The organism is Natrinema pellirubrum DSM 15624 (genome assembly GCF_000230735.2).
Lineage (GTDB): Archaea > Halobacteriota > Halobacteria > Halobacteriales > Natrialbaceae > Natrinema > Natrinema pellirubrum.
The window spans coordinates 341,987-365,506 of record NC_019962.1 but is presented as its reverse complement, the minus strand read 5'-3'; the positions used below and the strand labels follow the sequence as shown (position 1 = coordinate 365,506).

Annotated in this window: 22 protein-coding genes; 12 read left to right on the top strand and 10 right to left on the bottom strand. The window is 64.6% G+C overall.

Annotation, left to right across the window (positions count from 1 at the left end; translation table 11 throughout):
- The first annotated feature begins 2 nt into the window (after positions 1–2).
- The 6 genes from NATPE_RS01795 (at position 3) to NATPE_RS01770 (ending at position 7,587) form a co-directional block, all read left to right on the top strand.
- Complete coding sequence (locus tag NATPE_RS01795; protein WP_006180311.1) at positions 3–1,412, top strand: ATP synthase subunit B; 1,410 nt, start codon at positions 3–5, stop codon at positions 1,410–1,412.
- Between the two features lie 316 nt (positions 1,413–1,728).
- Entirely contained in the window at positions 1,729–3,342 is a 1,614-nt protein-coding gene (locus tag NATPE_RS01790) for a long-chain-fatty-acid--CoA ligase (RefSeq protein ID WP_006180312.1), read from the top strand.
- A gap of 118 nt (positions 3,343–3,460) precedes the next feature.
- Positions 3,461–4,606, top strand: coding sequence for an extracellular solute-binding protein (locus NATPE_RS01785; RefSeq protein ID WP_015298691.1), 1,146 nt, complete (start codon positions 3,461–3,463; stop codon positions 4,604–4,606).
- 6 nt (positions 4,607–4,612) lie between these two features.
- The gene (locus NATPE_RS01780; RefSeq protein WP_006180314.1) at positions 4,613–5,533 is read left to right on the top strand and encodes an ABC transporter permease; all 921 of its coding nucleotides are present in this window, start codon (positions 4,613–4,615) and stop codon (positions 5,531–5,533) included.
- A 1-nt stretch (position 5,534) separates the two neighbouring features.
- Entirely contained in the window at positions 5,535–6,494 is a 960-nt protein-coding gene (locus tag NATPE_RS01775; protein WP_006180315.1) for an ABC transporter permease, read from the top strand.
- 79 nt (positions 6,495–6,573) lie between these two features.
- Complete coding sequence (locus tag NATPE_RS01770; RefSeq protein WP_006180316.1) at positions 6,574–7,587, top strand: ABC transporter ATP-binding protein; 1,014 nt, start codon at positions 6,574–6,576, stop codon at positions 7,585–7,587.
- A gap of 576 nt (positions 7,588–8,163) precedes the next feature.
- On the opposite strand, the gene NATPE_RS01765 is transcribed toward NATPE_RS01770, so the two are convergent.
- Together NATPE_RS01765 and NATPE_RS01760 are read right to left on the bottom strand one after the other, a co-directional pair.
- Complete coding sequence (locus NATPE_RS01765) at positions 8,164–9,642, bottom strand: PH domain-containing protein (protein ID WP_006180317.1); 1,479 nt, start codon at positions 9,640–9,642, stop codon at positions 8,164–8,166.
- On the bottom strand, positions 9,639–10,076 hold the full coding sequence (locus NATPE_RS01760) for a PH domain-containing protein (RefSeq protein WP_006180318.1): 438 nt from the start codon (positions 10,074–10,076) through the stop codon (positions 9,639–9,641). Before NATPE_RS01760 ends, NATPE_RS01765 begins: the two co-directional genes overlap by 4 nt.
- 215 nt (positions 10,077–10,291) lie before the next feature.
- Here NATPE_RS01760 and NATPE_RS20920 point away from each other — a divergent pair, with 215 nt between their 5' ends.
- From NATPE_RS20920 to NATPE_RS01750, 3 genes are all read left to right on the top strand, one after another.
- On the top strand, positions 10,292–11,113 hold the full coding sequence (locus NATPE_RS20920; protein ID WP_015298689.1) for a halocin C8-like domain-containing protein: 822 nt from the start codon (positions 10,292–10,294) through the stop codon (positions 11,111–11,113).
- 139 nt (positions 11,114–11,252) lie between these two features.
- A complete protein-coding gene (locus NATPE_RS01755) occupies positions 11,253–11,966 on the top strand; it encodes a V-type ATP synthase subunit D (RefSeq protein WP_006180321.1) in 714 nt (237 codons plus the stop codon).
- A 43-nt stretch (positions 11,967–12,009) separates the two neighbouring features.
- Positions 12,010–12,417 carry a DUF6276 family protein gene (locus NATPE_RS01750; RefSeq protein ID WP_006180322.1) on the top strand — a complete coding sequence of 136 codons (408 nt, stop codon included), beginning with the start codon at positions 12,010–12,012 and terminating at the stop codon, positions 12,415–12,417.
- Positions 12,418–12,447: 30 nt separating this feature from the next.
- On the opposite strand, the gene NATPE_RS01745 is transcribed toward NATPE_RS01750, so the two are convergent.
- From NATPE_RS01745 to pepF, 4 genes are all read right to left on the bottom strand, one after another.
- Positions 12,448–12,846 (bottom strand): DUF5811 family protein, encoded by a 399-nt coding sequence (locus NATPE_RS01745; RefSeq protein ID WP_006180323.1) that lies wholly within the window; start codon positions 12,844–12,846, stop codon positions 12,448–12,450.
- 127 nt (positions 12,847–12,973) lie between these two features.
- A complete protein-coding gene (locus NATPE_RS01740) occupies positions 12,974–13,453 on the bottom strand; it encodes a pyruvoyl-dependent arginine decarboxylase (RefSeq protein WP_006180324.1) in 480 nt (159 codons plus the stop codon).
- A gap of 285 nt (positions 13,454–13,738) precedes the next feature.
- Complete coding sequence (gene pan2, locus NATPE_RS01735; RefSeq protein ID WP_006180325.1) at positions 13,739–14,971, bottom strand: proteasome-activating nucleotidase Pan2; 1,233 nt, start codon at positions 14,969–14,971, stop codon at positions 13,739–13,741.
- Positions 14,972–15,188: 217 nt separating this feature from the next.
- Positions 15,189–16,982 (bottom strand): oligoendopeptidase F, encoded by a 1,794-nt coding sequence (pepF, locus tag NATPE_RS01730; RefSeq protein ID WP_006180326.1) that lies wholly within the window; start codon positions 16,980–16,982, stop codon positions 15,189–15,191.
- A gap of 155 nt (positions 16,983–17,137) precedes the next feature.
- Here pepF and hpt point away from each other — a divergent pair, with 155 nt between their 5' ends.
- The 3 genes from hpt (at position 17,138) to NATPE_RS01715 (ending at position 20,732) form a co-directional block, all read left to right on the top strand.
- Positions 17,138–17,683, top strand: a complete 546-nt coding sequence (gene hpt, locus NATPE_RS01725) for a hypoxanthine/guanine phosphoribosyltransferase (RefSeq protein WP_006180327.1) — start codon at positions 17,138–17,140, stop codon at positions 17,681–17,683.
- Between the two features lie 173 nt (positions 17,684–17,856).
- Positions 17,857–19,266, top strand: a complete 1,410-nt coding sequence (locus tag NATPE_RS01720) for a uracil-xanthine permease family protein (RefSeq protein ID WP_006180329.1) — start codon at positions 17,857–17,859, stop codon at positions 19,264–19,266.
- Between the two features lie 152 nt (positions 19,267–19,418).
- Positions 19,419–20,732, top strand: coding sequence for a PQQ-like beta-propeller repeat protein (locus tag NATPE_RS01715; protein ID WP_015298688.1), 1,314 nt, complete (start codon positions 19,419–19,421; stop codon positions 20,730–20,732).
- On the opposite strand, the gene NATPE_RS01710 is transcribed toward NATPE_RS01715, so the two are convergent.
- The 4 genes from NATPE_RS01710 to NATPE_RS01695 all read right to left on the bottom strand — a co-directional run bounded on the left by NATPE_RS01710 (position 20,729) and on the right by NATPE_RS01695 (position 23,464).
- On the bottom strand, positions 20,729–20,965 hold the full coding sequence (locus NATPE_RS01710) for a hypothetical protein (protein ID WP_006180331.1): 237 nt from the start codon (positions 20,963–20,965) through the stop codon (positions 20,729–20,731). The two genes, NATPE_RS01715 and NATPE_RS01710, sit on opposite strands and share 4 nt — an antisense overlap.
- 82 nt (positions 20,966–21,047) lie before the next feature.
- A complete protein-coding gene (gene truA, locus NATPE_RS01705; protein WP_006180332.1) occupies positions 21,048–21,887 on the bottom strand; it encodes a tRNA pseudouridine(38-40) synthase TruA in 840 nt (279 codons plus the stop codon).
- Between the two features lie 37 nt (positions 21,888–21,924).
- Positions 21,925–22,899, bottom strand: a complete 975-nt coding sequence (locus NATPE_RS01700; RefSeq protein ID WP_015298687.1) for a M48 family metalloprotease — start codon at positions 22,897–22,899, stop codon at positions 21,925–21,927.
- Between the two features lie 76 nt (positions 22,900–22,975).
- Entirely contained in the window at positions 22,976–23,464 is a 489-nt protein-coding gene (locus NATPE_RS01695; RefSeq protein ID WP_006180334.1) for a hypothetical protein, read from the bottom strand.
- Positions 23,465–23,520: the final 56 nt, after the last annotated feature.

Below are 23,520 nucleotides of genomic sequence, written 5' to 3'. Positions count from 1 at the left end.
CGATGAAAGAGTACCAGACTATCACGGAAATCAGCGGTCCGCTGGTGTTCGCCGAGGTCGACGAGCCCGTCGGGTACGACGAGATCGTCGAGATCGAGACCGAGGACGGACGGACGCTGCGCGGCCAGGTACTGGAATCGAGCGAGGGTATCGTCTCGATCCAGGTGTTCGAAGGGACGGGCGGGATCGACCGCAACGCCTCCGTTCGCTTCCTGGGCGAGACGATGAAGATGCCCGTCACCGAGGACCTCCTCGGGCGGGTGCTGGACGGTTCCGGGAACCCGATCGACGGCGGCCCGGAGATCGTCCCCGACAAGCGACAGGACATCGTCGGCAAGGCGATCAACCCATACTCCCGGGAGTACCCCGAGGAGTTCATCCAGACCGGCGTCTCCGCCATCGACGGCATGAACACGCTGGTCCGGGGTCAGAAGCTGCCGATCTTCTCCGGATCCGGCCTGCCCCACAACGAACTCGCCCTGCAGATCGCCCGTCAGGCGACGGTGCCCGAGGAAGACGAAGAAGGCGAGGGCTCGGAGTTCGCCGTCATCTTCGGCGCGATGGGGATCACCCAGGAAGAGGCAAACGAGTTCATGGACGACTTCGAGCGCACGGGCGCGCTTGAGCGGTCGGTCGTCTTCATGAACCTCGCGGACGACCCGGCAGTCGAGCGCCAGGTCACCCCGCGACTCGCCTTGACCACGGCCGAGTACCTGGCCTTCGAGAAGGATTACCACGTGCTGGTCATCCTGACGGACATGACCAACTACTGTGAGGCACTGCGCGAGATCGGTGCCGCACGTGAGGAGGTCCCGGGCCGCCGTGGCTACCCCGGCTACATGTACACCGACCTGGCACAGCTCTACGAGCGCGCCGGTCGAATCGAGGGCAAAGAGGGCTCGGTCACGCAGATCCCGATCCTGACGATGCCCGGCGACGACGACACGCACCCGATTCCGGACCTGACTGGCTACATTACCGAGGGCCAGATCATGATGGACCGGGACTTAAACAGTCAGGGCATCGAACCGCCGGTCAACGTCCTGCCCAGCCTCTCGCGGCTGATGGACGACGGGATCGGCGAGGGCCTGACCCGCGAAGACCACGGCGACGTCTCCGACCAGATGTACGCCGCCTACGCGGAGGGTGAGGACCTGCGCGACCTCGTGAACATCGTCGGTCGCGAGGCGCTGTCCGAGCGTGACAACAAGTTCCTCGACTTCGCCGACCGCTTCGAGGCGGAGTTCGTCCAGCAGGGGTACGACACCAACCGCTCGATCGACGACACCCTCGAACTCGGCTGGGACCTCCTCTCGGACCTCCCGAAGGAGGAACTCAACCGGATCGACGAGGACCTCATCGCGGAACACTACCGCGAAGACGAATCGGCCGAAGCCGTGCAGGCCGACTGACGACCACCTGCGTTTCACCGCCGCCTCCGTTTCTTCGACTCGAGCCGGGGAGTCGCTGGTACTCGAGCAATACACCAGTTTCCGCGCACGCGGGCGACACGCTCAGAACAGGCAACGCCGTCGTCGGCGCGTCGCGCCCCCGCAGCCGTGGCCGCCACAGGGGCCGGGAATTGCACCGGTCAGCCCCAACGGCGGGGCCGATTCGACGGTCGACCTCGAGCGGGCGAGACCGGCTTCTATCGATCAAATATCGTGACTATCACTGCGTGCAACAGGGGGAAAGGATCGTATGGATCGTCGGTAAAGCGTGTTATGTATGCACAAACCATTGCTCGTTCCGGAGTTCCTCGACCGGGCGCGGACCCATTACAGCGACGACGAGGCCGTCGTGGCGACGACGGGCGAACGGTTCACCTACGACGACCTCGGCGAGCGCGCCGATCGGTTCGCGGCGGCGCTGCAAGCACGGGGGATCGAGAAGGGCGACCGCGTGGCCGTGCTGGATCCGAACACCCACTACCACCTCGAGGCGGCGTACGGAAGCATGCAGACCGGGGCGGTCCACACGCCGCTGAACTATCGGCTCACGCCCGATGACTTCAAGTACATCCTCTCGGACGCGGGCGTGGATGCGATCTACGCCGACTACGAGTACGCCGACAGGATCGAGGCGATCCGCGACGACGTGCCGACCGAGACGTTCATTACGAACGACGCTGATGCCGTCGAGGGCGACTGGGAGAGCTTCGACGCCGTCCTCGAGGACGCGGGTCCCGAGTACGACCGCCCCGAGATGAGCGAGGACGAGATCATCACGATCAACTACACCTCGGGGACGACGGGGGATCCGAAGGGGGTCTGTCGCACGCATCGTTGCGAGACCATCCACGCCTACTTGCTGGTCGGCCATCAGGAAATCACCGACGACGACACCTACCTGTGGACGCTGCCGATGTTCCACGCGAACGGCTGGGGACACATCTTCGCGGTGACGGGCATCGGCGCGACCCACGTCTGTACGCGCGGGGTCGACGCCGCGGAGATCTTCGAGACGGTCCGGGCCGAGGACGTCTCGTACATGTGTGGCGCACCGACGGTGCTGAACATGCTGATCGACTACTATCGGGACCACGAACCGGAGACGACCGGCGAGGCCGACGTTCGGCTCGCGACCGCGGGCTCGGCCCCGCCGGAGGCGACCATCCGGACCGTCGAGGACGAGTTCGGCTGGTACCTGAAACACGTCTACGGCGCGACCGAGACGGGGCCGCTGATCACCACCTCCGACGCGCGCCGGCACTTCCAGGCGGACAGCGACGACCGGTTCCGGATCAAGAAACGGCAGGGGCTGGCCTATCTGGGCACCGAGATCCGCGTCGTCGACGAGGACGGCGCGGACGTTCCCCGGGACGACGAGACGCTCGGCGAAGTCGTCGTCCGGGGCAACCAGATCATGGAGAAGTACTGGAACAAGCCCGAGGCGACCGAGGAGGCCTTCACCGACCGCGTCGAGGGCTACTACCACACCGGCGACCTCGCGACAGTCGACGAGAACGGCATGATCGCGATTCAGGACCGCAAGAAAGACATCATCATCTCGGGCGGGGAGAACATCTCGAGCATCGAACTCGAGGACACGCTGTTCGATCACGAGGCGGTCGCGGACGCGGCCGTGATCCCGGCACCGAGCGACGAGTGGGGCGAGACGCCGAAGGCCTTCGTCGTGCCGTCGAACGGTGATCCAAACGACCCGCCGGTCTCGGCCGAGGAACTGACCGAGTTCACCCGCGAGCAGCTCGCGGGGTACAAGGCCGTCCGGCGGATCGAGTACGTCAACGAGTTGCCGACGACCGCGACCGGCAAGGTCCAGAAGTACGAACTTCGCCAGGAGGAGTGGGACGACGAAGAGCGGATGGTCGGACAGGGCTGACTCGAGCCCAGGGTCGGGTGGGGATCGGTCCCCACCGCTCCGTGTCACTACGGCCTCCTATATAGGTAAGAATTCCGAACATAGCAACAGATTAGTAGGTTTTGACGGATTCTTGGGTATGTCCGACCCGACAGGGACGACACGACGCGCAGTGCTTTCGAGTGGGGCCGCCGCCGGGACCGCCGCGATGGCGGGCTGTCTGAGCGACCTGACCGGCGGTGGGAGCGGGCAGACGTTCACGGTCGGCCACGGCGAGTACGAGACCGAGGTCGACTCCGCGGCGTTCCCCGACGAACTGCAGATCTACTGCGTCCAGACCGGCTGGTCGAACTGGGGTGCCGTCATGGAGGCGTTCGAAGACGAGTACGACCTCCCGCTGTACGACGCGCAGGGTTCCTCCGGCGAGGCCCTCGAGGACATGCGGGCCAACGCTCGGAACCCAACCCACTCGGCGTACAACGGCGGCTACTCGTTCGGCCTCGAGGCGATGAACGACGAACTGACGACCGACTACAAGCCGGCCAACTGGGATGTCGTCCCCGACGATCTGAAGACCGACAACGGACACGTGACCGCGACCCGGCAGATGACGACCGCGGTGACCTACCGGGCCGACGTCTACGAGGAGCGGGGACTAGACGCCCCCGAAACGTGGGAGGACCTGAAACACCCCGACATCGCACAGGACCTGGCGTTCACGCCGCCACACACCGCCAACGGACAGGCGTCGGCGCTGTCGGTCAACCGGGCCTACGGCGGCGACCTCGACAATCTCGATCCGGTCATCGAGTACCACGAGGAGATCGCCGACCACGGCGCGGACTTCCGGCGTAACGTCGAGGGGCCGATGACCAGCGGCGAGATCTCGACCGTCATCGAGTACGACTACACCGGGCTGAACCTCAAGTACAACAACGACGAGTTCGACGAGAACCAGATCGAGGTCGCGATCCTCGAGGGGCCCGAGGGCGAGCCGGGCGCGATGAGCGTCCCCTACGGCTACGCCCTCCTGCGGAACGCGCCCAACCCCGAGGCGGCGAAACTGTTCATGGACTACGTCCTAACCGAGGACTGTCAGGAGCTGTTTTTCGACGCCTACGTCCGCCCGATCCGAGCGAACGAACTCGACCAGCCCGACGAGTTCCCCGACCAGTCGTCCTACGAGGCGGCGGGCTTTACCGTCGATCAGGAGACCCTCGTCGAGAACCAGACCGACATTCAGGAGGAACTCGTCGAGCGAACCCCGCTGCAGGGAGCCCAGTGATCGAGGATGTCGGTCCGGAAATCGGCGACAACGTCGGTCCGGCGCATCGCGACGCTCGCGTCGACGACCGCCCGTCCGACGACCGAACGCGAGCGCGAGCGCCGGCGGATCGCGGTCCTCTGTCTCCCCTTCTTCGTACTCGCGATCGTCGCGGGCTTTGTCCCGCTGGCGATGCTCGTCCGGATCAGCCTCGCGGAGGACACGATCTGGATGGAGGGCTGGTCGCTCGGGGCCTGGGAGACGCTCGTGACGACCCCGACGTACCGACGGGTCGCCTGGAACACGCTGTGGTTCGTCGGGCTGGCGACGGCAGTCAGCGTCGCGCTCGGGGTCGCCGTCGCACACGCCCTCGAGAAGTACGACTTGCCGGCGGAGCGGGTCGTCGTCGCGGCGGTGTCGTTTCCCATCGCGCTGCCGGGGATCGTCGTCGCCTACCTCATCACGGTCCTGCTCGGCAACCAGGGAGTGGTCACCAACGCGATCGCGACCGTGACCGGTGCGAGCGCGTTCGATCTCGCGAGCGCGACGGCGATCACCGGCCTCTTTCTGGGCTACGTCTACTCGCTGTTGCCGCGGGCGACGATGGTGCTTCGGGGGACCTACGCGGAAGTCAACGCACAGGCCGAGGAGGCGGCCCGCGCACTCGGTGCCAGCCGCTGGGAGACGTTCTATCACGTGACCCTCCCCGAGATCAAGCCGGGTATCGCCGCCGCCGCGATCCTCACCTTCCGCTCGGGGCTCGCCATCTTCGGGACGGTACTCATCCTGCAGAGCCACCAGGTCGTAACGCTGCAGATACACAACGAGGTCAGCGTCGGCTCGTACGCCCCCGACGTGGCGGCCGCGATCGGGCTCGTCTACGTGGTCTTCATCGTCGCGTTCACGTTCGTCGGGCTGCGGTTCGTCGACGACGCGGTGGAGGTCTGAGATGACCGGGGACACGCCACCGCGAGCGGACGACGGCTCGAGCGCGGCCGAGAACGCGGACTCCACGGCCGCCGCGTCGACGACTCGTCTCGATGGCGGCTCGGCGACGGGGGCCCGGAACCGCCGCTGGTCACGGTCCGGCAGGGCCCTCTCGACGCTGTTCGGTCGGCCGATCGTCGCCGTCGTCGTCGCCGTCGTGACCGCGTTCCTGACGGTGCCGGTACTCGTCGCGTTCGTCTCTTCGTTCGCGGAGAGCGGCAGCGGCGTCCTGCCCACGGGGTTCGTCACGTTCGATCACTGGCGGAAGGTCCTCGGGTTCGGCGAGTACGGCGTCCGACAGAACGCGGTCCCCGGGCTGACCTACAGCCTCCTGATCGCGACCGGCGGGATGGTCCTGAACGTCCTGATCGGCGTCCCGATCGCGTACGCGCTCGCGCGGTACGACTTCTACGCCCGTGACTGGATCAACACGTTCGCGATCCTGCCGCTCGTGCCGGGGCTGATCCTCGGGATCGCCTTCATCCAGACGTACCCCGAACACGGCCGGTCGTCACTGGGACTGCTCGCCGGCTACTGTCTGCTCAAATCGCCCTACATGGTGTTGACCGTCCAAAGTTCCTTCCAGTCGATGGATCTGGTCCGCCTCGAGGAGAGCGCCCGATCGCTGGGAGCCTCGTGGCCGCGGACCTTCCTGACGGTCATCGTTCCGCACGCCAAGCGGGGGATCGTCGCCGGCGCGATCATCACCTGGACGCTCGCGGCTGCGGAGTTCAACTTCACGCACAAGGTCGCCAGCGGTAGCCCCGATCCGTTCGCGATGTTTCTCTATCGTAACATCGCGAACAACGCTTTGTACCTGCAGTCGGCCGCGGCGGTCTCGGTGTACTTCCTGATCGTCGTGGCCGCGATCGTCGTCCTGCAACTGCTCGGCAAGCGAGGCTTCTCGACCGCACACCAATGAGACACGCTACGAACGGAGTACGGAATCGGATCGCTCACACACCGACAGAACGGAGCGTACTCGAGGGGGGTGACCACCCGTGAGTGACGTCACCCTCGAGTCACTGACGAAGGCCTACGGCGACGAGGTGGCCGTCGACGGGATCGATCTGACGATCCGGGACGGCGAAATCCTCGGGGTCGTTGGCCCCTCGGGCTGTGGAAAGACGACGACGTTGCGGACCATCGCCGGCTTCGAGACGCCGACGCAGGGCCGGGTGCTGTTCGACGGGGTCGACGTGACACACGTCCCACCCGAAGAGCGCAACGTCGGTCTGGTCTTCCAGTCCTACGCCCTGTTCGACACCATGACCGTCCGCGAGAACGTCGCGTTCGGGCCGAAGATGCAGGGGGTCCCGAAAGCCGAGCGCCGCGAGCGTGCCGACGAACTGCTCGCCATGCTCGATATCGCCGAACTGGCCGACCGCCGGCCGACGACGCTGTCGGGCGGCCAACAACAGCGGGTCGGCCTCGCGCGTGCGCTCGCGATCGAACCTCACGTCCTCCTGCTCGACGAGCCGATGACGGGGTTGGACGCCGAACTCAAGACCCGGCTGCGCGACGAGATCGGCGACCTGCTGGCCGATCTCGAGGTGACCGCTCTCTACGTCACCCACGACCAGGAGGAGGCGATGGCGATGTGCGATCGGATCGCGGTGCTGGCCGACGGCACGCTCGAGCAGGTCGGCCCGCCTGCGGAGATCTACCGCCGACCCGAAAATCCCTTCGTCGCGAACTTCGTCGGGAGTTCGACCCTGCTCGAGGGCGTCGCCGAGAACGGCCACGTCGATCTGGGCTTTACCGAACTGCCCGTGGCGGCCGAGACGAACGGCTCGGTGCGGGTCGCGGCCCGGCCCGCCGCGTTCGAACTCGGCGAGGGGTCGCTCGAGGCAGACCTGACCGACGTGACGTATCTCGGGGACCGGACCCGGCTCACGGCGACGCTGCCCGACGACACGACGGTGACGCTGCACGCCCACGGGATCGACGGCTACCGGGTCGGCGACTCCGTCGGGCTCTCGATCGACGAGCAGCGGGTCCACGTCCTCGAGTGAAAAGGGATCACGTTCGTCAGCGATCCATATTCAGAGGGTATCGCTTGGCCCGATTTCAACAGTACCTGATACGATCGATATACGAGGAGAAATGTAGCCACTGAAAGCTATTGCACATCAGATTTCGAGCAACATGAATCGTTTCAGTGGCACCTATTGGCGAGACAGTGATTCACTCATACAAGAGAGCGTGTAATTCACAGTCCCGTTTTGGCAAAGCTATGTCGTCCATCCTGAAACCGCCTGTGCGATTCCGTACGAGAGGCTACCAACGAGAAGAAATCAAACTTATCCCCGAACTTCGGACGCTCGCCCGTAGCGGCTTCGACAGTGCTATACTTTGATCCGCATGAGGAATTAAGAATAGCGGCCAGTCATCGGTCGGTGGCTATTGGACACGCTCGAGAACGCTGGCAATCTTCGCAAGCAGATCACCAGCACCGATGCGACGAAAACCGACATTAGACACGTCAGTAATCATTTTACTGTCTAAGTCTGAATCGAAGACGAGGCACCTGTGTTTCAAATTAGCGTGTCGTTTGGCCCCGAGTACTGACGATTCGGGCAGACCGAGTCCTAAGTGGCCGTTGGTTCCGACGACCGTTCGCTTGATGGCTCGGTCTCGAGAAATCGTCGCTTGAGGTGCCCTCCGACTGACTCGCTGATGTCGGGGAGCGGAACTCCAGGCAGGAACGGCAGCGACGCAATGTCTAGGCGTACCGAGACGAGGTCAACGCGTTTCTGAAATGGTGACTGTGAGATGGTCAGATTCTGGATGTTGTCGGTCGGAACGACATAGATCCGTTGCGTCCAGAAGCCGTACCGGACGACAATAGCGTCGTCGAGCAGTGCGTACCCGCGATGTGTCCATGCGATATGGCCGGCGAGCGGAGCGAACACGAAGAGGACACTACACGACCAGAGCGGAATTACTCGGATCGTCGCAACGAATTGCTGTGCAACTGCCGTTACGACGGTCAGTATGATGATCATGAGACAGTACCTGACAACGTATCGTCGGCGCGCGTGAGCGGGAAGGGACTGAAACGTCGGTTGTGAAGTCCCGGCGGCCCGTTCAACGAGGTCCCAAGCGACATCGCGCCGGGCGAGTGGTGCCAACGGCCACTGTAAGCCGAACGGAAGGACTCCAGAGAGACCAGCGGTACCGACATCTACCTGTACTACCCCGAAAATTCGGTGCAGCGGATTTGATCTGATGCGGGCGACCTGAATCCGATCAGTCGAGACATCTGCATCGATTGTTCTGAGTATACCGTGGCGTCGTCGGAACGAGTCGTCACCCGCTGAGAGCCGAAACATAGCCATCCGTTCGATTGCGAGGACGACACCGACGAGCCACCCGCCGGTGGCAACCAGTCCCAGCGTGACTGCCGAGGACAGCGGTAGCAGATCCGAGAAGAGCGCGACCACAATCGATCGGAGGCTGGCTGCCGATTCTAGCTCGAAGTAAAGCACTGCTGCTCCCGTTAACACGGCCGGGAGAACCGTCCGGAGGTGGAGACGTGCCACACTGTATAGGACAAGTGTTCGTGTCCCGAACGAGAAGATGCGACCACGGTTCGGTGTCTGTGATGACGCTGCATCGGCACCGGAGCGTATCCGCTGTTGAAGTGCTTCGGCGTCTTCGGGCTCAAGGTAGCGAACCGAAACATCGGCTTCGTCGGGGTTTCCTGCGGTTTCGCACTTTAACGCGGCAAGTCCGAACAAGCGGCTCACTGTGGTCGTCGAAACCGCCGAGTGCTGAATTCGGTCGAATGGGATCCTCCGACGCTTCGGGCGAACGATCCCCGAACGAACGACGATCGACTCGTCCTCTAAGTGAAGTTCGTAGTTCCACCACTGACCGATCTGGAGAATAAGCTGGAAGAGTCCATAAAACAGGGCGACCAGAACCAGAGACTGAAGGCCAGAAATAATTGCTTCGGTACCCGACTTGTCACTGAGGACCGTCAGCAACACGGATAGCATCGCAAACAATCCGAGGTCATACTGCTCGAGTACTCTGGCTAGAATAGCGCGCTGACTCAGTTTCATATGTCAGAATTTCCCCTTGCGAGTCGGTCGAGTCGATTCGCGAGATCGATCGCAGTGTCCAATTTGATCCCGGGGATCGTACTTCGACCCCCAAACGTCCCTGCAGTGTAGATCTGTACGTGAACGAGCCCAAAGGGTCTGTCTAGAAGTGGTTTGTCGACATCGATCTGCTGAACACTACCGACTGGGATGACCGTCTCTTTCTGGGTGAGTATACCGCGTCGAAGGTATATACCGTCGTCGCGGAGTTCGTATCGGAACGCTCGATAACGAAGGCTAGCGACCGCGATACCGATGATAGAGGTCACAGTCACGATTGAAATGACGTGCGTGTCAAAGCCGGTGACGAACGAGGTGACTATTCCAACACCAACGCCGAATAGGATCCATTTTACTCCCCAGACAACTCGAACACTAGGATGCAATCGGTTCATCGTCGTCTCGACTCTTGTATTGGACGGAGAGGCACTTGGACCAGCCAGTACATCCATCAGCCTTACTTTAGCACTCTTTTACCAAGAGATTTCCCATTATACAGTAAAAAGATTTATGTATTTGGCTTATAACACAACATATTAATTTCCACTATTGTACGAGACTGTTATCGCGAGAAAATAATATTGTCCACCGAGGATGATTTTAGACTGCAATGTCTGACGAGAGTCAAGATAGCGAGTTCAATCGGAGAGACATACTCAAAACAGGCGCGATAACCGGTATTGCGTCAGTCGGATTAATCGGAGTTAGCGGAGTTGGGAGCGCCACTGGTGACGGAGAATTGAATAGTGGAGATATTGATGATCTCAACGTTATTGATACGAACAAACTTTCCGAAAGCGAAACCGAAGATGCATTAGAAGTGGTGAAACGCTCCGAAATCGGGAATCCGTTTGTTGATGATGTTAAGGACAAACACGGCCTAGAAGAGGCAGGAGCGTTCGCAACGCAAGTAATCACTAGTAACGAATCAATTAACGAGAAAAATCCGGTCGTCATAATTTTTGGTCTCAAACCTAAAGAAGAGACTCATAAGGCGGGGATAATCTATGCCGTTACTGTCGATGGCGAATCGGGTGGTCGTAACACGGCCATTGCTCGAGGTATGGTTAGTACCGAACAGGCCATGGATTCAGGGGTGTCTGAAGTAATGGACTATGCTCCAGATGGCGAAAACGGAGCAAAAAGCAATGGTACGTACGAGGTGGAGCCTTCGTCCGATAACTTGTCCACGCAGAGCTTCCATGACACAATTGGTCAAGAAACATGTATTGCGATAATTGTGACGGCTTGCGAAAAGTTCGGAGATAACATTCAACGAAGCCAGTGTGCGGGCGTCTGTACCTCAGTTGGACCTAGCGGTCCTGTCGGGTATACCGCTTGCCTAGCGTTCTGTGCTGCTGCCGTAGAGGTAATTCAGCGACATGGCTGCTCTGCTGGTGGATCCGCACTTTGTAGTTATATATTTGATTAATGCTGTTGATTACGGAATGAAAATCCGTTCGTAAACTCGAGTTGGGCGCCGATCGATCGTCGCCTCGAGTCAGTGCGACGCCGTCGCTCACGGAAAACTGCAAACAGTTATCCGACTGGGGGCGTTACCCCTCGACAAGATGGCCAACGACGTCAAGCCCACCCGCAAGAACTTGATGGCGATCGAGGATCGCATCGAGCTCTCCGAGCGGGGTCACGGCACGCTCGAGAAGAAACGCGACGGGCTGATCATGGAGTTCATGGACATTCTGGACAAGGCCCAGGACGTCCGCGGCGACCTCGCACAGGACTACGAGGACGCCCAGAAGAAGATCAACATGGCCCGGGCGATGGAAGGCGACGTCGCGGTCCGCGGTGCCGCGGCGGCGCTGCAGGAACACCCCGAGATCACTACCGAATCGAAGAACATCATGGGCGTCGTCGTCCCCCAGATCGAGTCCTCGAAGGTCACCAAGAGCCTCGATCAGCGCGGCTACGGGATCATGGGCACCTCCGCACGCATCGACGAGGCCGCCGAGGCCTACGAGGACCTCCTTGAGAGCATCATCCTCGCCGCCGAGGTCGAGACGGCGATGAAGAAGATGCTCCGCGAGATCGAGACCACCAAGCGTCGCGTCAACGCCCTCGAGTTCAAGCTCCTGCCCGAACTCTACGAGAACCAGGAGTACATCGAGCAGAAACTCGAGGAACAGGAACGCGAGGAGACGTTCCGCCTGAAGAAGATCAAGGAGAAGAAAGAAGCCGAGGAAGCCGCCGAGCGGGAGGCCGAAGCGGCCGCCGAAGCCGAGGTCGAAGCGGACGACGAACTCGAGCAGGCCACCGCGGACGACTGACTCCGCCGGGCCGTCACGTTTGCAGCCCTCTCTTCACTGATCGATGGACTGTCCCGAGTGTGACACGCCGACGCTTTCGATGTCCGTCCCCGCCGAGTACCGCGACGATGTTCCCGTGACGGCCGCAACCGTTGCCGTTTGTCCACGCTGTCTGACGCTCGAGCCGATCGACGACGGAGCCGCGGCGGCCGCGGGCAACGACACCGACGTCTCGCGGATCAGCGACGCGTTCCCGACCGATCCGGAGAGCGCCGTCCCGCTGGCGCTTGCGATCGGGCTGTGTTCCTCGCTCGCGACGAACCGTCCCGCGATCGAGGGGCTCCTCGAGTCGGTCGAACGGGCCGGGACGGACCCGCTGCTCGTCCTCGATCGCCTCGTCGCGGACCCGTCGGTCGAACCCGCGATCGATCTCGAGCGGCGACGCCACCAACTCGAGGATCTACTGTACTGACGGCGGCGAAAACGGATCTGGAGCGATGGACTACTTTCCAGTCGGCGTGACGTTGTTGCTGACCGCCTGTTTGACCTGCAAGGCGGCGCTTGCGGCTAGTCCGCGGGCAACCTCGTCGCGTTCGTCCGCAGTGATGGCCTCTTCGGCGGCGGCCGCGTCCTCTAGATCGGGCGTGAAGCCGGCGGAGACGGCGTGGCCGACCGGCGGGCGGACGGCGACGGTGACCTGCGGGCCGCTCATCCCGCTCGAGATATCCGAATCGACGATGTATTCGTTGGGAAGAAACTCCCGCGTGCGGGCGGCGATCCGCGAGACGTCGCGGTGGAGGAGCCGCTTTTGCGCGTTCGAGAGGTCCGGAACGTCCGCCGCGGCTCGCTGCCCAGCCCCAGTCTCGCCCGGTAGCCCTGCGTACGGCGTGTTTCCGTTCATGAGAAGTGTGTGCCAGTAGCAACGAGCCGACCGGTCAAAAGGGTTCGCTTTGGGACAATCCCGTGGGGCTGGTGTCGCGGTTCCCGGCTACCTACGGGAGTGTGCCGGCACCGACTGACAGTCCGGACTAGATGATCGGCTCGCTGTCACCGTACACGGCGAGGACGACCGCCGTCGTGTGCTGGCCCGAGTCGGCCTGCCGACTCTCGACGGTCACCCGCGGGTCGGCAAACGACCAGTCGCGAAGCTCTTGCCCTGCGGCCAGTCCTTCCCGGACCCCCCGCTCGACGTCTTCGCGATCCATCTCGCCGGCGGTCTCGTAGAACAGTCCCGGGCCGTCGTCGGCGGACTGGGCCCACGCGAGCGCCGCACTCACGCGGCCGGGGCCAGCGGTCGTCGCGCGTGCTTCGACGACGGTCAGGCGCTCGCCGGCGGGGCCGAGATCGGGTGCGGTGCCGACGGCCTCGACCTCGGTATCGGCCGGGATCACCGAGGAGACCGAGACGAGGTTGTAGTTCTCGATGCCGGCCTCGGCCAGCGCCGCGTCGTAGGAAGCCATCGCCGTGGGCGCCGACGCGGCCCCCCAGACGACTCGGATCGTACTCATACCTGAACTCGGAGACGGGCAGCGTAAGGGCTTGCGATCCGGGATCGAACACATCGTCTTGGTAGCGAGTACAGCGGCCGGGAGCGCGGCTCGAGCAGCGGCGAGAGTCGCGCGAACCGGGGAAAGGCAGGCGACACTCACCGACAGTCACCGCGAGCGAAGCGAGCGGGCCGACGACCGATGTGGAGAACGCTTTGCGTTCGGAACGGAGGGAGGAGTGCTTTTCATCGACGTTTTGCCGAGTGGGGTCGCTTCGCGACCCCACGTAGAGCAAAAGGTCGGTGGTTATTGGTAGAAGTAACCAGCCGAGGAGACCACGTCGCTCGAGTCGTCTTCCTCGATCTTCTCTAAGGCCTCGGTGAAGTCCTGATGGGAGACCTCGTCGCGGTCGTTGCGGATGGCGAACATGCCGGCCTCGGTGGCGAGACTCTCGATGTCGGCTCCGGAGTAGCCGTCGGTGTCGGCCGCCAGCGCGGCGAAGTCGACGTCGTCGGAGACGTTCATGGTCCGCGTGTGGATCTCGAGGATCTGTTCGCGGCCCTCGGCGTCGGGCTCGGGGACCTCGATCAGGCGGTCGAACCGGCCGGGCCGAAGGATGGCGCGATCGAGCATGTCGAAGCGGTTGGTCGCGGCGATGATGCGGACCTCACCGCGGGCCTCGAAGCCGTCCATCTCGCTGAGTAGTTGCATCATCGTCCGCTGGACCTCGGCGTCGCCGGAGGTCTTCGACTCCGTGCGACGCGTGGCGATGGCGTCGATCTCGTCGATGAAGATGATGGCGGGCTGGCGTTCACGGGCCATCTCGAAGAGGTCACGGACGAGCCGCGAGCCCTCGCCGATGAACTTCCGGACGAGTTCCGAGCCGGCCATCTTGATGAATGTGGCGTCGGTCTCGTTGGCGACGGCCTTCGCGAGCATCGTCTTGCCCGTCCCCGGCGGCCCGTACAGTAGCACGCCGCTTGGCGGATCGATCCCGACCTCGTCGAAGAGTTCGGGCTCGGCGAGCGGCTGCTCGACGGCTTCCCGGACCTCACGGACCTGTTCGTCGATGCCGCCGATGTCCGTGTATGCGACCGCCGGCTTCTCGGTGATCTCCATCGACTGGGCGCGGGCGTCGGTCTCGGCGTTGAGGATGGTCTGGATCGCGAAGGAATCGTTGACCGCGACGCGGTCGCCGGGCTCGAGGTCGTCGACGAGTCGGGAAGAGACCTCGGTCAGCACCTCCTGGTTGTTGCCGTGTTGCTTGACGATGACTTCCTCGTCGTCGAGGACATCCTCGACGGTGGCGATGTACAGCGAGGAGCTTTTCAGCGTCTCGTTTTCGCGTTCGACGCGGTCGACTTTCTCCCGCAGGCGCTCGCGGCGGTCCTCGGCGTCGTCGAGCTGGTCGGACAGTTGCTCGTTGACGTCGACGAGGTCCTCGTAGTGTCCCCGAAGCGCCTCGAGCCGTTCGTCGTCAGGGAGATCCGAGTCGATATCGCGGTGAGGTCGGTCGGGAATAGACGGGCTTCGAGACATCCTGATGTACGCCGATAGGATTTCGACGGTAAATGTGCCTTTGGGTCCCGGAGGGTTTTCTGACGCGATTGGGAAACAGAACCCGCAGTTTGACGGTTTCGGCGCGAGCGGTCCGTCCGGCGTGAGAAGCGGTGATCGCGCATGGACCGCTGGAAGTTATTTCGGAGCAACCGCGACCGTCCCGCGAGCCGCCGAGAAGTCGGTAGAGGGGATCGTCTCAGTCGAGCAGTGATTCGAACTCCTCGAGGCGCTGGCCGTAGGTCTCGAGGGCGCGATCGATCGGGGCCGAGGAACTCATATCGACGCCGGCGATCCGCAGGAGGTCGAGGGGATACTCCCGGGAGCCGTGCCGGAGGAACTCGAGGTAATCCTCGGCGGCGGGTTGGCCGTTCTCGAGAACGTCGTCGACGATCGCCAGCGCCGCCGAGATACCAGTGGCGTACTGGTAGACGTAGAACGCCCGGTAGAAGTGGGGGATTCGCATCCACTCGCGGGCGATTCGGTCGTCTATCTCGGCGGGTTCGTAGTAGTCCGCCTTGAGTCCGCTGTAGAGGTCGTCCAGCCGGTCCGCGGTCAGCGGCTCGCCGTCCTCCTCGAGGCGGTGGGTTTCGTGTTCGAACTCGGCGAAGAGGGTCTGGCGATAGAGGGTCGAGCGGACCCGCTCTAAGAACTCGTTCAGGACGTGCTTGCGGAACTCGGGGTCGTCGACGGTTTCCAGCAGGTGGTTGGTCAACAGGGCCTCGTTGACCGTACTGGCGACCTCGGCCACGAAGATCTCGTAGTTCGAGTAGATGTAGGGCTGTTCGTCCTTCGTGAGTTCCGAGTGCATCGAGTGGCCGAGTTCGTGGGCCAGCGTGTACATCGAGGCGATGTCCTGCTGGTAGTTCAGCAGGATGAACGGCTGGGTGTCGTAGGTGCCGCCGGAGTAGGCTCCCGACTGTTTGCCCTCGTTCTCGTAGACGTCGATCCACTGGGAGTCGAGGCCGTCCGCGACGCGGGATTGGTACTCCTCACCGAGCGGCGCGAGCGCGTCGACGACGTACTCGGTGGCCAGGTCGTACTCGAGGTCGGGGCCCTCGTCGCCGGTCAGTGGCATGTAGAGGTCCCACATCTGCAGGTCGTCGACGCCGAGCGCCCGCTCTTTGAGTTCGGCGTGGTGGTGGAGCTTGTCGAGGTTATCATGGACAGTATCGACGAGCGTATCGTAGACCTCGACGGGGACGTTCGGCCCGTCGAGGGCGGCCTCGCGGGCGGTGTCGTAGTTGCGCGCTCGAGCGGTCTTGACGTCGGCCTTGACGCTGTTCTTGTAGCTGGCCGCAACGGTGTTGCGAACCGACTCCCACTCGTCGAAGTAGCCCTCGTAGACCCGTTTGCGAAAGTCCCGATCGGGACGCTTGAGTAGGTTCGTGAAGTTGCTCTGGGTGATCTCGACGGCCTCGCCCTCGGGATCCTCGACGGTGGGGAACGCCATGTCCGCGTTCGAGAGCATGTTGTAGACCTCGCCGGTCGCCCCGGTCACCTCGCTCAGGTCGGCCAGCAGCGCCTCGACCTCGGCCGAGCGCGTGTGGGGTTTCATCCGGAGAACGTCGTCGACGTAGTGGTCGTAGGTCTCGAGGGCCGGTTCCTCGTCGACCAACTCGTCGAAGGCCTCGCGGGTCAGGTCCTGGAGTTCGGGTTCGATAAAGGAGGCGGCGGACTGGGCGTCGGCCGCCAGCGACTGGGCGCGGGCGGTCAGGGCCTGGTACTGCTGGTTCGTCGTGTCCTCGTCGCGGCGCATCCGGGCGTAGGCCGAGACCGTCGACACCTCGCGCATGATCTCGTCGCGTAACTCGAGGGTCTCGAGGAGGGTCTCGGCGTCGTCGGTGACCTGTCCCTCGTAAGCCTCGAGGTCGTCGACGCGCTCGGCGACGGCCTCGTAGGCCGCCTCCCAGTCGTCGTCGGTCGCGTAGATGCTCTCGAGGTCCCACGTATACTGCTCGTCGACCTCCGAGCGTTCGGGTACGGAACTCATAGCCACGCGTTCGAAGCGGTGGCGGTAAAGCGTGTCGGACCCCTTCAGGGGACGGGAAGCCGGGAGCAACCCGATCCCGTCCGCCGAGCGTTCGCAGCGGGTGCCCCGACCGGAAGAACGAACGGCTTTTCACTCTCATTTCCCGAATCGCCAGTATGAACCGGCTCCTCGAGTCGTTAGACGACGCGCCGATTATCGACAAGGACGGGTACGAGTACCTCGTCCATCCGATCAGCAACGGGGTCCCACAGCTCGATCCCGCCCTGTTGCGGGAGGTCGTCGTCGAAGTGATGCGAACCGCGGACCTCGACGTGGACAAGATCGTCGCACCGGAGGCGATGGGCATCCACCTCGCGACCGCGCTCTCCCTGCAGGCCGACGTGCCGTTGGTCGTCATCCGAAAGCGGGCCTACGGGCTCGATGGTGAGGTCTCCCTCCATCAGGAGACGGGCTACTCGGAGTCGGAGATGTACATCAACGACGTCGAGGCGGGCGACCGCGTCCTGATCGTCGACGACATGCTCTCGACCGGCGGCACGCTGGCGGCCATCTGCACCGCGCTGGACGATATCGGTGCCGACATCGTCGACATCGTGGTCGTCCTTCGAAAGATCGGCGACTCCGCGCTCGACGACACGAAGTTCGATGCGACGAGCCTCCTCGACATCACCGTCGAGGACGGAGAGGTAACGGTTCACTGATCGACCCCGTTGGTTTCCGTCGTTGTCCCGCAAGAGTAGTAGGTAGCGGCGGCTCCCCGTCGCCGCCCCCGAAACATATGCACGGTTGTGGATATAGTCGGCCCCAATCGACCGCTCGATGAGCGCATATACGAGATTTTTTGTACATCGATTCGCTACGGGGTGGGTATAGTATGTCGAACGGAACTGACGGGGGCATTCGGATCGAATACGGCGTCGACGAAAAACCGCCGTTACCGAAGTCCATCCTGCTGGGCTTGCAACACGTCGCGGTCATGATCGTGCCGGCGACGGCAGTGGCGTACGTCGTCGCAAACGGGGTCGGTGCCGAGGCCGACGCGGCCTACCTCGTTCAGATGGTCCTGCTGTTTTCCGGACTGGCAACGATGGTCCAGGCGTACACCGTCGGCCCGGTCGGTGCGCGGCTGCCGATCGTCATGGGCTCGAGTTTTACCTTCGTCGGCGCGACGATCGATATCGGCGCTAGCTTCGGGCTGGCCGCCGTCTTCGGTGCGATCCTCGTGACCGGCTTCGTCGTCGAGGGCCTGATCGGCTGGCAGTTCAAACGTATCAAGCCGTTCTTCCCGCCGCTGGTGACCGGTCTCGTCGTCGTCATCATCGGCCTCTATCTCGTGCCGGTCGCGATGGACTACGCCGCCGGCGGGGTCGGCGCGTCGGACTTCGGTGCTTTGCACCACATCGGACTCGCGGCGCTCGTGCTGGCGATCGCCGTCGGTCTCAACATGTTCACGCGCGGCGTCACGCGACTGTTGTCCGTGCTGTTTGCGATCTTCGTCGGCTACGCGACCGCCATCGCTCTCACGTTCGCGACCGGGCTCGAACTCGTCGACTTCTCGAGCGTCGGGAGCGCCGCGTGGATCGCGCTCCCGTCGCCGACGCGCTTCGGCTTCGAGTTCGAACCGATCGCGATCGCCACCTTCGCCGTCCTCTTTCTCGTCTCCTCGATGGAGACCGTCGGCGACATGTCCGGCGTCACGGCCGCCGAGGGGCGCAATCCGACGAACGAGGAGTTCCGCGGCGGGCTGTTCAACGACGGACTGTTGAGTTCGATCGGCGCCGTCTTCAGTGCGTTCCCGATCACGTCGTTCTCCCAGAACGTCGGCATCGTCAACTTCACCGGCGTGATGAGCCGTCACGTCGTCGGCATCGGCGGCGTCTTCCTCGCCGTCCTCGGACTGAGTCCCAAAGTCGGCGCTGCCGTCACGACGATCCCCAGCGCGGTCTTTGGCGGTGCCGTCCTGCTGATGGCCGGGATGGTCGCCGCCAGTGGGTTCCGACTGGTCGTCACGCACGTCGACCTCGATCGGCGGAACACGGTCATCGTCGCCGTCTCGCTCGGCCTTGGACTCGGCGTCGCGACGACGCCCGAAGCCCTCGCGGGACTCCCGAGCGGCGCGGAACTGTTCTTCGGACAGTCGGTCATCGTGACCGCGCTATCGGCACTGGTCCTCAACACGTTCGTCCCCGGTACGGAGAGCCCGCTGTTCGACGCCCCGCCGACCGACGCGGAGCCGGCTGCGGACGCCGTCGACGCCGAACCCGCCAGCTCCGTGGACGACTGAGCCACGCGCCGGTCTCGACGGCGTGCTTGCGGCGATCGGGGACGGATCGAATGGGGGCGGGCGACGAACCCGACCGACATCAGAACTGATTCGATCGCGTGACTGTCAGGTCTGCGAACTACTTTTGACGGATCGGTCCCGAAACGGGGACGATGCGACCGATCTCACGCCGCGGGGTACTCGGAACGTGCGGGGTGGCCCTCGCGTTCGGGGCCGGCTGTCTCGGGGACGGAACGGACGACGAAGCGAACGGGGACGGCGACGGATCGGCGGCCGAAAGCGGGACGTGGCCGTCGTTTCGCGGCGGCCCGTCCAACGCGGCGGTCGCCGACGTGGATGGGTTCGACGAGGAGCCGACGGAACGCTGGACGGTCGACCTGCCGACTTCCCCGGGAACGGCCGCGATCGCCGACGGCACGGCCTACCTCGCGGCGGGCTCGAGGCTGTCCGCGATCGATCTCGCGAACGGCGACGAGCGCTGGACGGTCGCCCTCGAGGGGACCCGAACCGGATCGCCGGCCGTCGCGGCTGACGCCGTGGTCTGTCCCGACGCCGAGGGGCTACTCGTCGTCGACCACGAGGGGAACGACCGGCGTCACGTCCCGTACGACGGTACGACGACTGCTCGGCTGACCGCACAGCAACAGGCCGGCCCGTCAGTACCGTCCTCGCCGACCGTCGTCGACGGCACGGCGTACGTTGGGACGCCGGCCGGCGACCTCGTCGCGATCGGGCTCGCGGACGGCGCGGTGACGTGGCGCTCGCCGGCGACCGACGGCTGGGCGTCGCTAGCACGGCAGCGCCAGACGGCCGGCGGGGTCACTTCCCCGGCCGTCGCCGACGGCCGCGTCGTCGTCGGAACGGAAACCGGGATCGCCGCGTTCGACGCCGCCGACGGCTCGAGCGAGTGGACCCACGATACAGAGCGTGCGGTCCGGTCCGCGCCGGCGGTGGTCGACGGAGCCGTCTACGTCGGGGGAGCGACGCCGGTCGCGCTGGCGGCCGAAAGCGGCGAGATCCAGTGGGGCGGCAAGGGGGCTGCGTCGCTGTCCCTGCAGGGGACTCGAGCGAGCGGTCGCCGACAGGAACTCCCACCGATGGCCCCCTCAGTGGCTGTCGGCGACGAACGGGTCGTGCGTCATGACTCCGACGAACGACTGGTCGCGCTGGATCGGAGCGATGGGAGCGAGCGATGGGGAGCCCCGCTCGAGGGAATCGAGTCGCTCTCGCGATCGGGCGGCAGCGCCGGGACGGCCCAGTACGCGCCGAGCTGGTCGTCACCGGTCATCGCGGGCAATGCGGTCGTCGTCGGAACCACGGCGGGCGTCGTCGCCGTCTCGCTGGCCGACGGGGCGGGGCTGTGGCGGCTCCCGACCGACACTCGCGTGGTCGCGTCGCCGGCGGTCACGGACGGCGCGATCGTCGTCGGTGACGGGAACGGGACGGTCCGGGCGCTCGAGACCTAGGTCTCCGCGTCGACGGCGGTCCGGACGACGCGGGCGAGCCCGAGCGTGGCGAGATAGGTACCGACGAGGACCAGCAAGACGAACAGGACGACGCCGAGCGCGGACGCGCCGATCTCCGGATGGGTCCGCAGCGGCGCGGTCAGCCGCGTTCCGAAGAAGATCACGAGCGCGCCCGCGGCGACACGGATCGACGCCCGCCAGTAGGCACCGTACTCTTCAGGAGAGAGTTCCATGCGCCGACGTGTGCGTTCAGGGGCCAAAAGCGCTGGTACGCAGGCGCGAGGCGAGCAGGGAGACGGGGGTGCGGCCGGGCAGTCAGCGCATTCCGTCGGTGAGCTGTCCGGCGACCCGCGCACCCGTTCGCCGGTCGATCCGGCGGCGATCGAACACCGAACGAGCGCTCTGGGCCGCCTCATCGTCGATCTCGAACTCGAGGTCGGGATATCGAACGTCGGTCAGGACGAGTGGCTCCGGCGGGGCGGGTGCGATCCCCTCGTGGCCGGGCAGCGGCTCGGGCTCGAGGACGCGGTCGATCTTCTCGCGGGGGGCGTCGCCGGTCCCGACCGCGCGGGCGAGCGAGACGAGCCGACGGACGAGTTCGCGGGAGAACCCGCCCGCGGCGACCGTGAGGACGATGTAGTCGCCGTCCCGCTCGGCTGCGAGAGTCAGCGAGCGCTCGGTGTTGTGATCGTCCGGCGTCAGATTGCGAACGTCGTGTGTTCCGGACAGCGCCTCGCAGGCTGCGTGGAACCGGTCGTCGTCGACGGCGGGCGCGCCGTCCGTTTCGGTGGCCGGTGCGTACAGATGGTAGGTGTAGGCCCGTCGGGTCGCGTGGTGGGTCGCGTGAAAGTCCGAGGGCGCGTCGGCCGCCGCCCACGCCCGGACGTCGGCCGGGAGACGGCCGTTCAACGCCCGCGGCGCGAGCCAGTCGGGGGCCTCGAGCGCGATCGTCTGGGCGAGCGCGGAGACGCCCGCGTCGGTGCGGCCGGCCGCGGCGTAGCCCGCCGGTTTGTCGGCGTCGGGCTCGAGGACCGAGAGGTCGCGGAGGGCGTCGAAGATGGCGTCCTCGACGGTCGGCACGTCGGGTTGGGGCTGGCGCTGAAACCCGTGATAGTCGGTCCCGTCGTAAGCGATCCGGAACGCGCGGCGAGCCATCAGGTCGACCCAGCGCGGCCAGGGTGTTATAACCGTCTCACTGTCGTCGCTCGAGGGCGGCGAGCGCGGCGATTCGATCGTCCGTCGCTGGGTGGGTATCGAAGAGGTAGCGCTCGAGGCGGTAGAGCCGTTTGCGGAGCTGCCAGTACGATGGTTCGGTCTCACCCTCGGGCCCAAGCATAATCTTCTCGGGCTCGTCTGGTTCGAGTGAGAGGACGGACAGCGAAGAGACGCTCGAGGCCTCCCGCAGGTCTCGATCCGGCGTCTCGTCGATCTCCCGGTCGAGCCGCCGGAGCGCGCTCGCGAGGGCAGCGGGCGAACCGGTCGCTTCCGCGGCAGCCCGGTCGGCCGCTCGTTCCCGTGCCCTGGAAAACCGCGCCGTAATCGTTCTGCCGACGACCCAAACGGCTGTCGACAGGAACCCCAGTGGGACGGTGACGACGGCCGCCCAGCCGGGGTTCTCTATCCGGTCGAGTCGAGAGCCCAGTCCGTCGGCGAGTACCACGGGAAGCGACGCGGCCGTCATCACCATCGCGTCGCGATTGCCGACGTGGGCGAGTTCGTGTGCGATCACCGCCTCGAGTTGGTCACCGTCGAGCGCGTCGATCGTTCCCAGCGAGAGTACCAGATGGACGGCGTCCGGTCGGAGGCCCACGGCCAGCGCCTCGGGTGCGTCGCGATCCGAGACAGCGATGGTCGGCGCGGGGACGCCGAGCTGGGCGGCGACCCGGGTCGCCGTCTCGTAGAGGTCCGGTGCCGTCTCGCGGTCCACCGGATGGGCGTCGGCGAGGTACTCGATCGTCTCGAGCTGTCTGTACTCGAGGTAGCCGATCGTGACGACCGTCGCGACCGTCGTGCCGAACGCCAACCGTGCGGCAATCCCGACGTCGAGCAACTGGAGTACGCCGTAAAAGACGGCCCACACGCCGGCGAGAAAGGCGACCGTCACGACGCCGAGGGCGACGATTGCAGCGACCATTCGTATCCGGAGGGCAGTCAGCCCGGAAGGCATGGCCGTCGCTTCGAATCGGCTCCCGAAATTGGTACCGAATCTACGGGCGGGAGGGCGGCAGCACGACCCGCCGTCGTCAGGGCTCGTTGTCGTCGAACTCGTCGGTTCCCGACTCGCCGAGATCGTCGTCGGCGAGGTCGAACGCGTCGGTCTCGAGGGGAGCGCCCGCGGCACTGACGGCTCCGTCCTGAATCTCGATGGTGACGCCGTCATCGCCGTCGCCCATGCCGAGCAGTTGCCCGGTCGCCGACTCCACTTCCCGATTGACCGACCAGACGAACCGCAGCACCGACTCGAGTTCGGTGCCGGCCTCGCCGACGCCGCGGCGACGGGAAAGATCGCCCAGACTCCGCGCGCCTTCGGGGTGGAGATACTGGATCGGGTGGTCGGTCGGCACCTCCCGTAAGTCGACGTCGAACGACCAGAGGTACGGCAGGGCCTGCAGGGCGTACCCCTGGGGTTTCGGCGCGCGGCGGCCGGCGGCGGTCAGGGCGACGTTGATCGCCAGCGGTTCCGCATCGGTGTCGAAGTAGACGCCCGGAGCGCCGGGGATGGAGAGTCGCATACTCGAGGGAGGGGGCCGGGGACGGGTGAGTCCCCACCCGGCACTCACAGCCCGGT

What these genes read in the sequence shown, in the direction of transcription:
- hpt (WP_006180327.1), top strand. Translation starts at nt 17,138, where the DNA reads ATGAACCGGCTCCTCGAGTCGTTAGACGACGCGCCGATTATCGACAAG.
- NATPE_RS01750 (WP_006180322.1), top strand. Translation starts at nt 12,010, where the DNA reads ATGGACTGTCCCGAGTGTGACACGCCGACGCTTTCGATGTCCGTCCCC.
- NATPE_RS01760 (WP_006180318.1), bottom strand. Translation starts at nt 10,076, where the DNA reads ATGAACCGATTGCATCCTAGTGTTCGAGTTGTCTGGGGAGTAAAATGG.
- NATPE_RS01785 (WP_015298691.1), top strand. Translation starts at nt 3,461, where the DNA reads ATGTCCGACCCGACAGGGACGACACGACGCGCAGTGCTTTCGAGTGGG.
- NATPE_RS01775 (WP_006180315.1), top strand. Translation starts at nt 5,535, where the DNA reads ATGACCGGGGACACGCCACCGCGAGCGGACGACGGCTCGAGCGCGGCC.
- NATPE_RS01715 (WP_015298688.1), top strand. Translation starts at nt 19,419, where the DNA reads ATGCGACCGATCTCACGCCGCGGGGTACTCGGAACGTGCGGGGTGGCC.
- truA (WP_006180332.1), bottom strand. Translation starts at nt 21,887, where the DNA reads ATGGCTCGCCGCGCGTTCCGGATCGCTTACGACGGGACCGACTATCAC.
- NATPE_RS01740 (WP_006180324.1), bottom strand. Translation starts at nt 13,453, where the DNA reads ATGAGTACGATCCGAGTCGTCTGGGGGGCCGCGTCGGCGCCCACGGCG.
- NATPE_RS01795 (WP_006180311.1), top strand. Translation starts at nt 3, where the DNA reads ATGAAAGAGTACCAGACTATCACGGAAATCAGCGGTCCGCTGGTGTTC.
- NATPE_RS01745 (WP_006180323.1), bottom strand. Translation starts at nt 12,846, where the DNA reads ATGAACGGAAACACGCCGTACGCAGGGCTACCGGGCGAGACTGGGGCT.
- NATPE_RS01695 (WP_006180334.1), bottom strand. Translation starts at nt 23,464, where the DNA reads ATGCGACTCTCCATCCCCGGCGCTCCGGGCGTCTACTTCGACACCGAT.
- NATPE_RS01710 (WP_006180331.1), bottom strand. Translation starts at nt 20,965, where the DNA reads ATGGAACTCTCTCCTGAAGAGTACGGTGCCTACTGGCGGGCGTCGATC.
- NATPE_RS01780 (WP_006180314.1), top strand. Translation starts at nt 4,613, where the DNA reads ATGTCGGTCCGGAAATCGGCGACAACGTCGGTCCGGCGCATCGCGACG.
- NATPE_RS01765 (WP_006180317.1), bottom strand. Translation starts at nt 9,642, where the DNA reads ATGAAACTGAGTCAGCGCGCTATTCTAGCCAGAGTACTCGAGCAGTAT.
- NATPE_RS20920 (WP_015298689.1), top strand. Translation starts at nt 10,292, where the DNA reads ATGTCTGACGAGAGTCAAGATAGCGAGTTCAATCGGAGAGACATACTC.
- pepF (WP_006180326.1), bottom strand. Translation starts at nt 16,982, where the DNA reads ATGAGTTCCGTACCCGAACGCTCGGAGGTCGACGAGCAGTATACGTGG.
- NATPE_RS01790 (WP_006180312.1), top strand. Translation starts at nt 1,729, where the DNA reads ATGCACAAACCATTGCTCGTTCCGGAGTTCCTCGACCGGGCGCGGACC.
- pan2 (WP_006180325.1), bottom strand. Translation starts at nt 14,971, where the DNA reads ATGTCTCGAAGCCCGTCTATTCCCGACCGACCTCACCGCGATATCGAC.
- NATPE_RS01755 (WP_006180321.1), top strand. Translation starts at nt 11,253, where the DNA reads ATGGCCAACGACGTCAAGCCCACCCGCAAGAACTTGATGGCGATCGAG.
- NATPE_RS01720 (WP_006180329.1), top strand. Translation starts at nt 17,857, where the DNA reads ATGTCGAACGGAACTGACGGGGGCATTCGGATCGAATACGGCGTCGAC.
- NATPE_RS01700 (WP_015298687.1), bottom strand. Translation starts at nt 22,899, where the DNA reads ATGCCTTCCGGGCTGACTGCCCTCCGGATACGAATGGTCGCTGCAATC.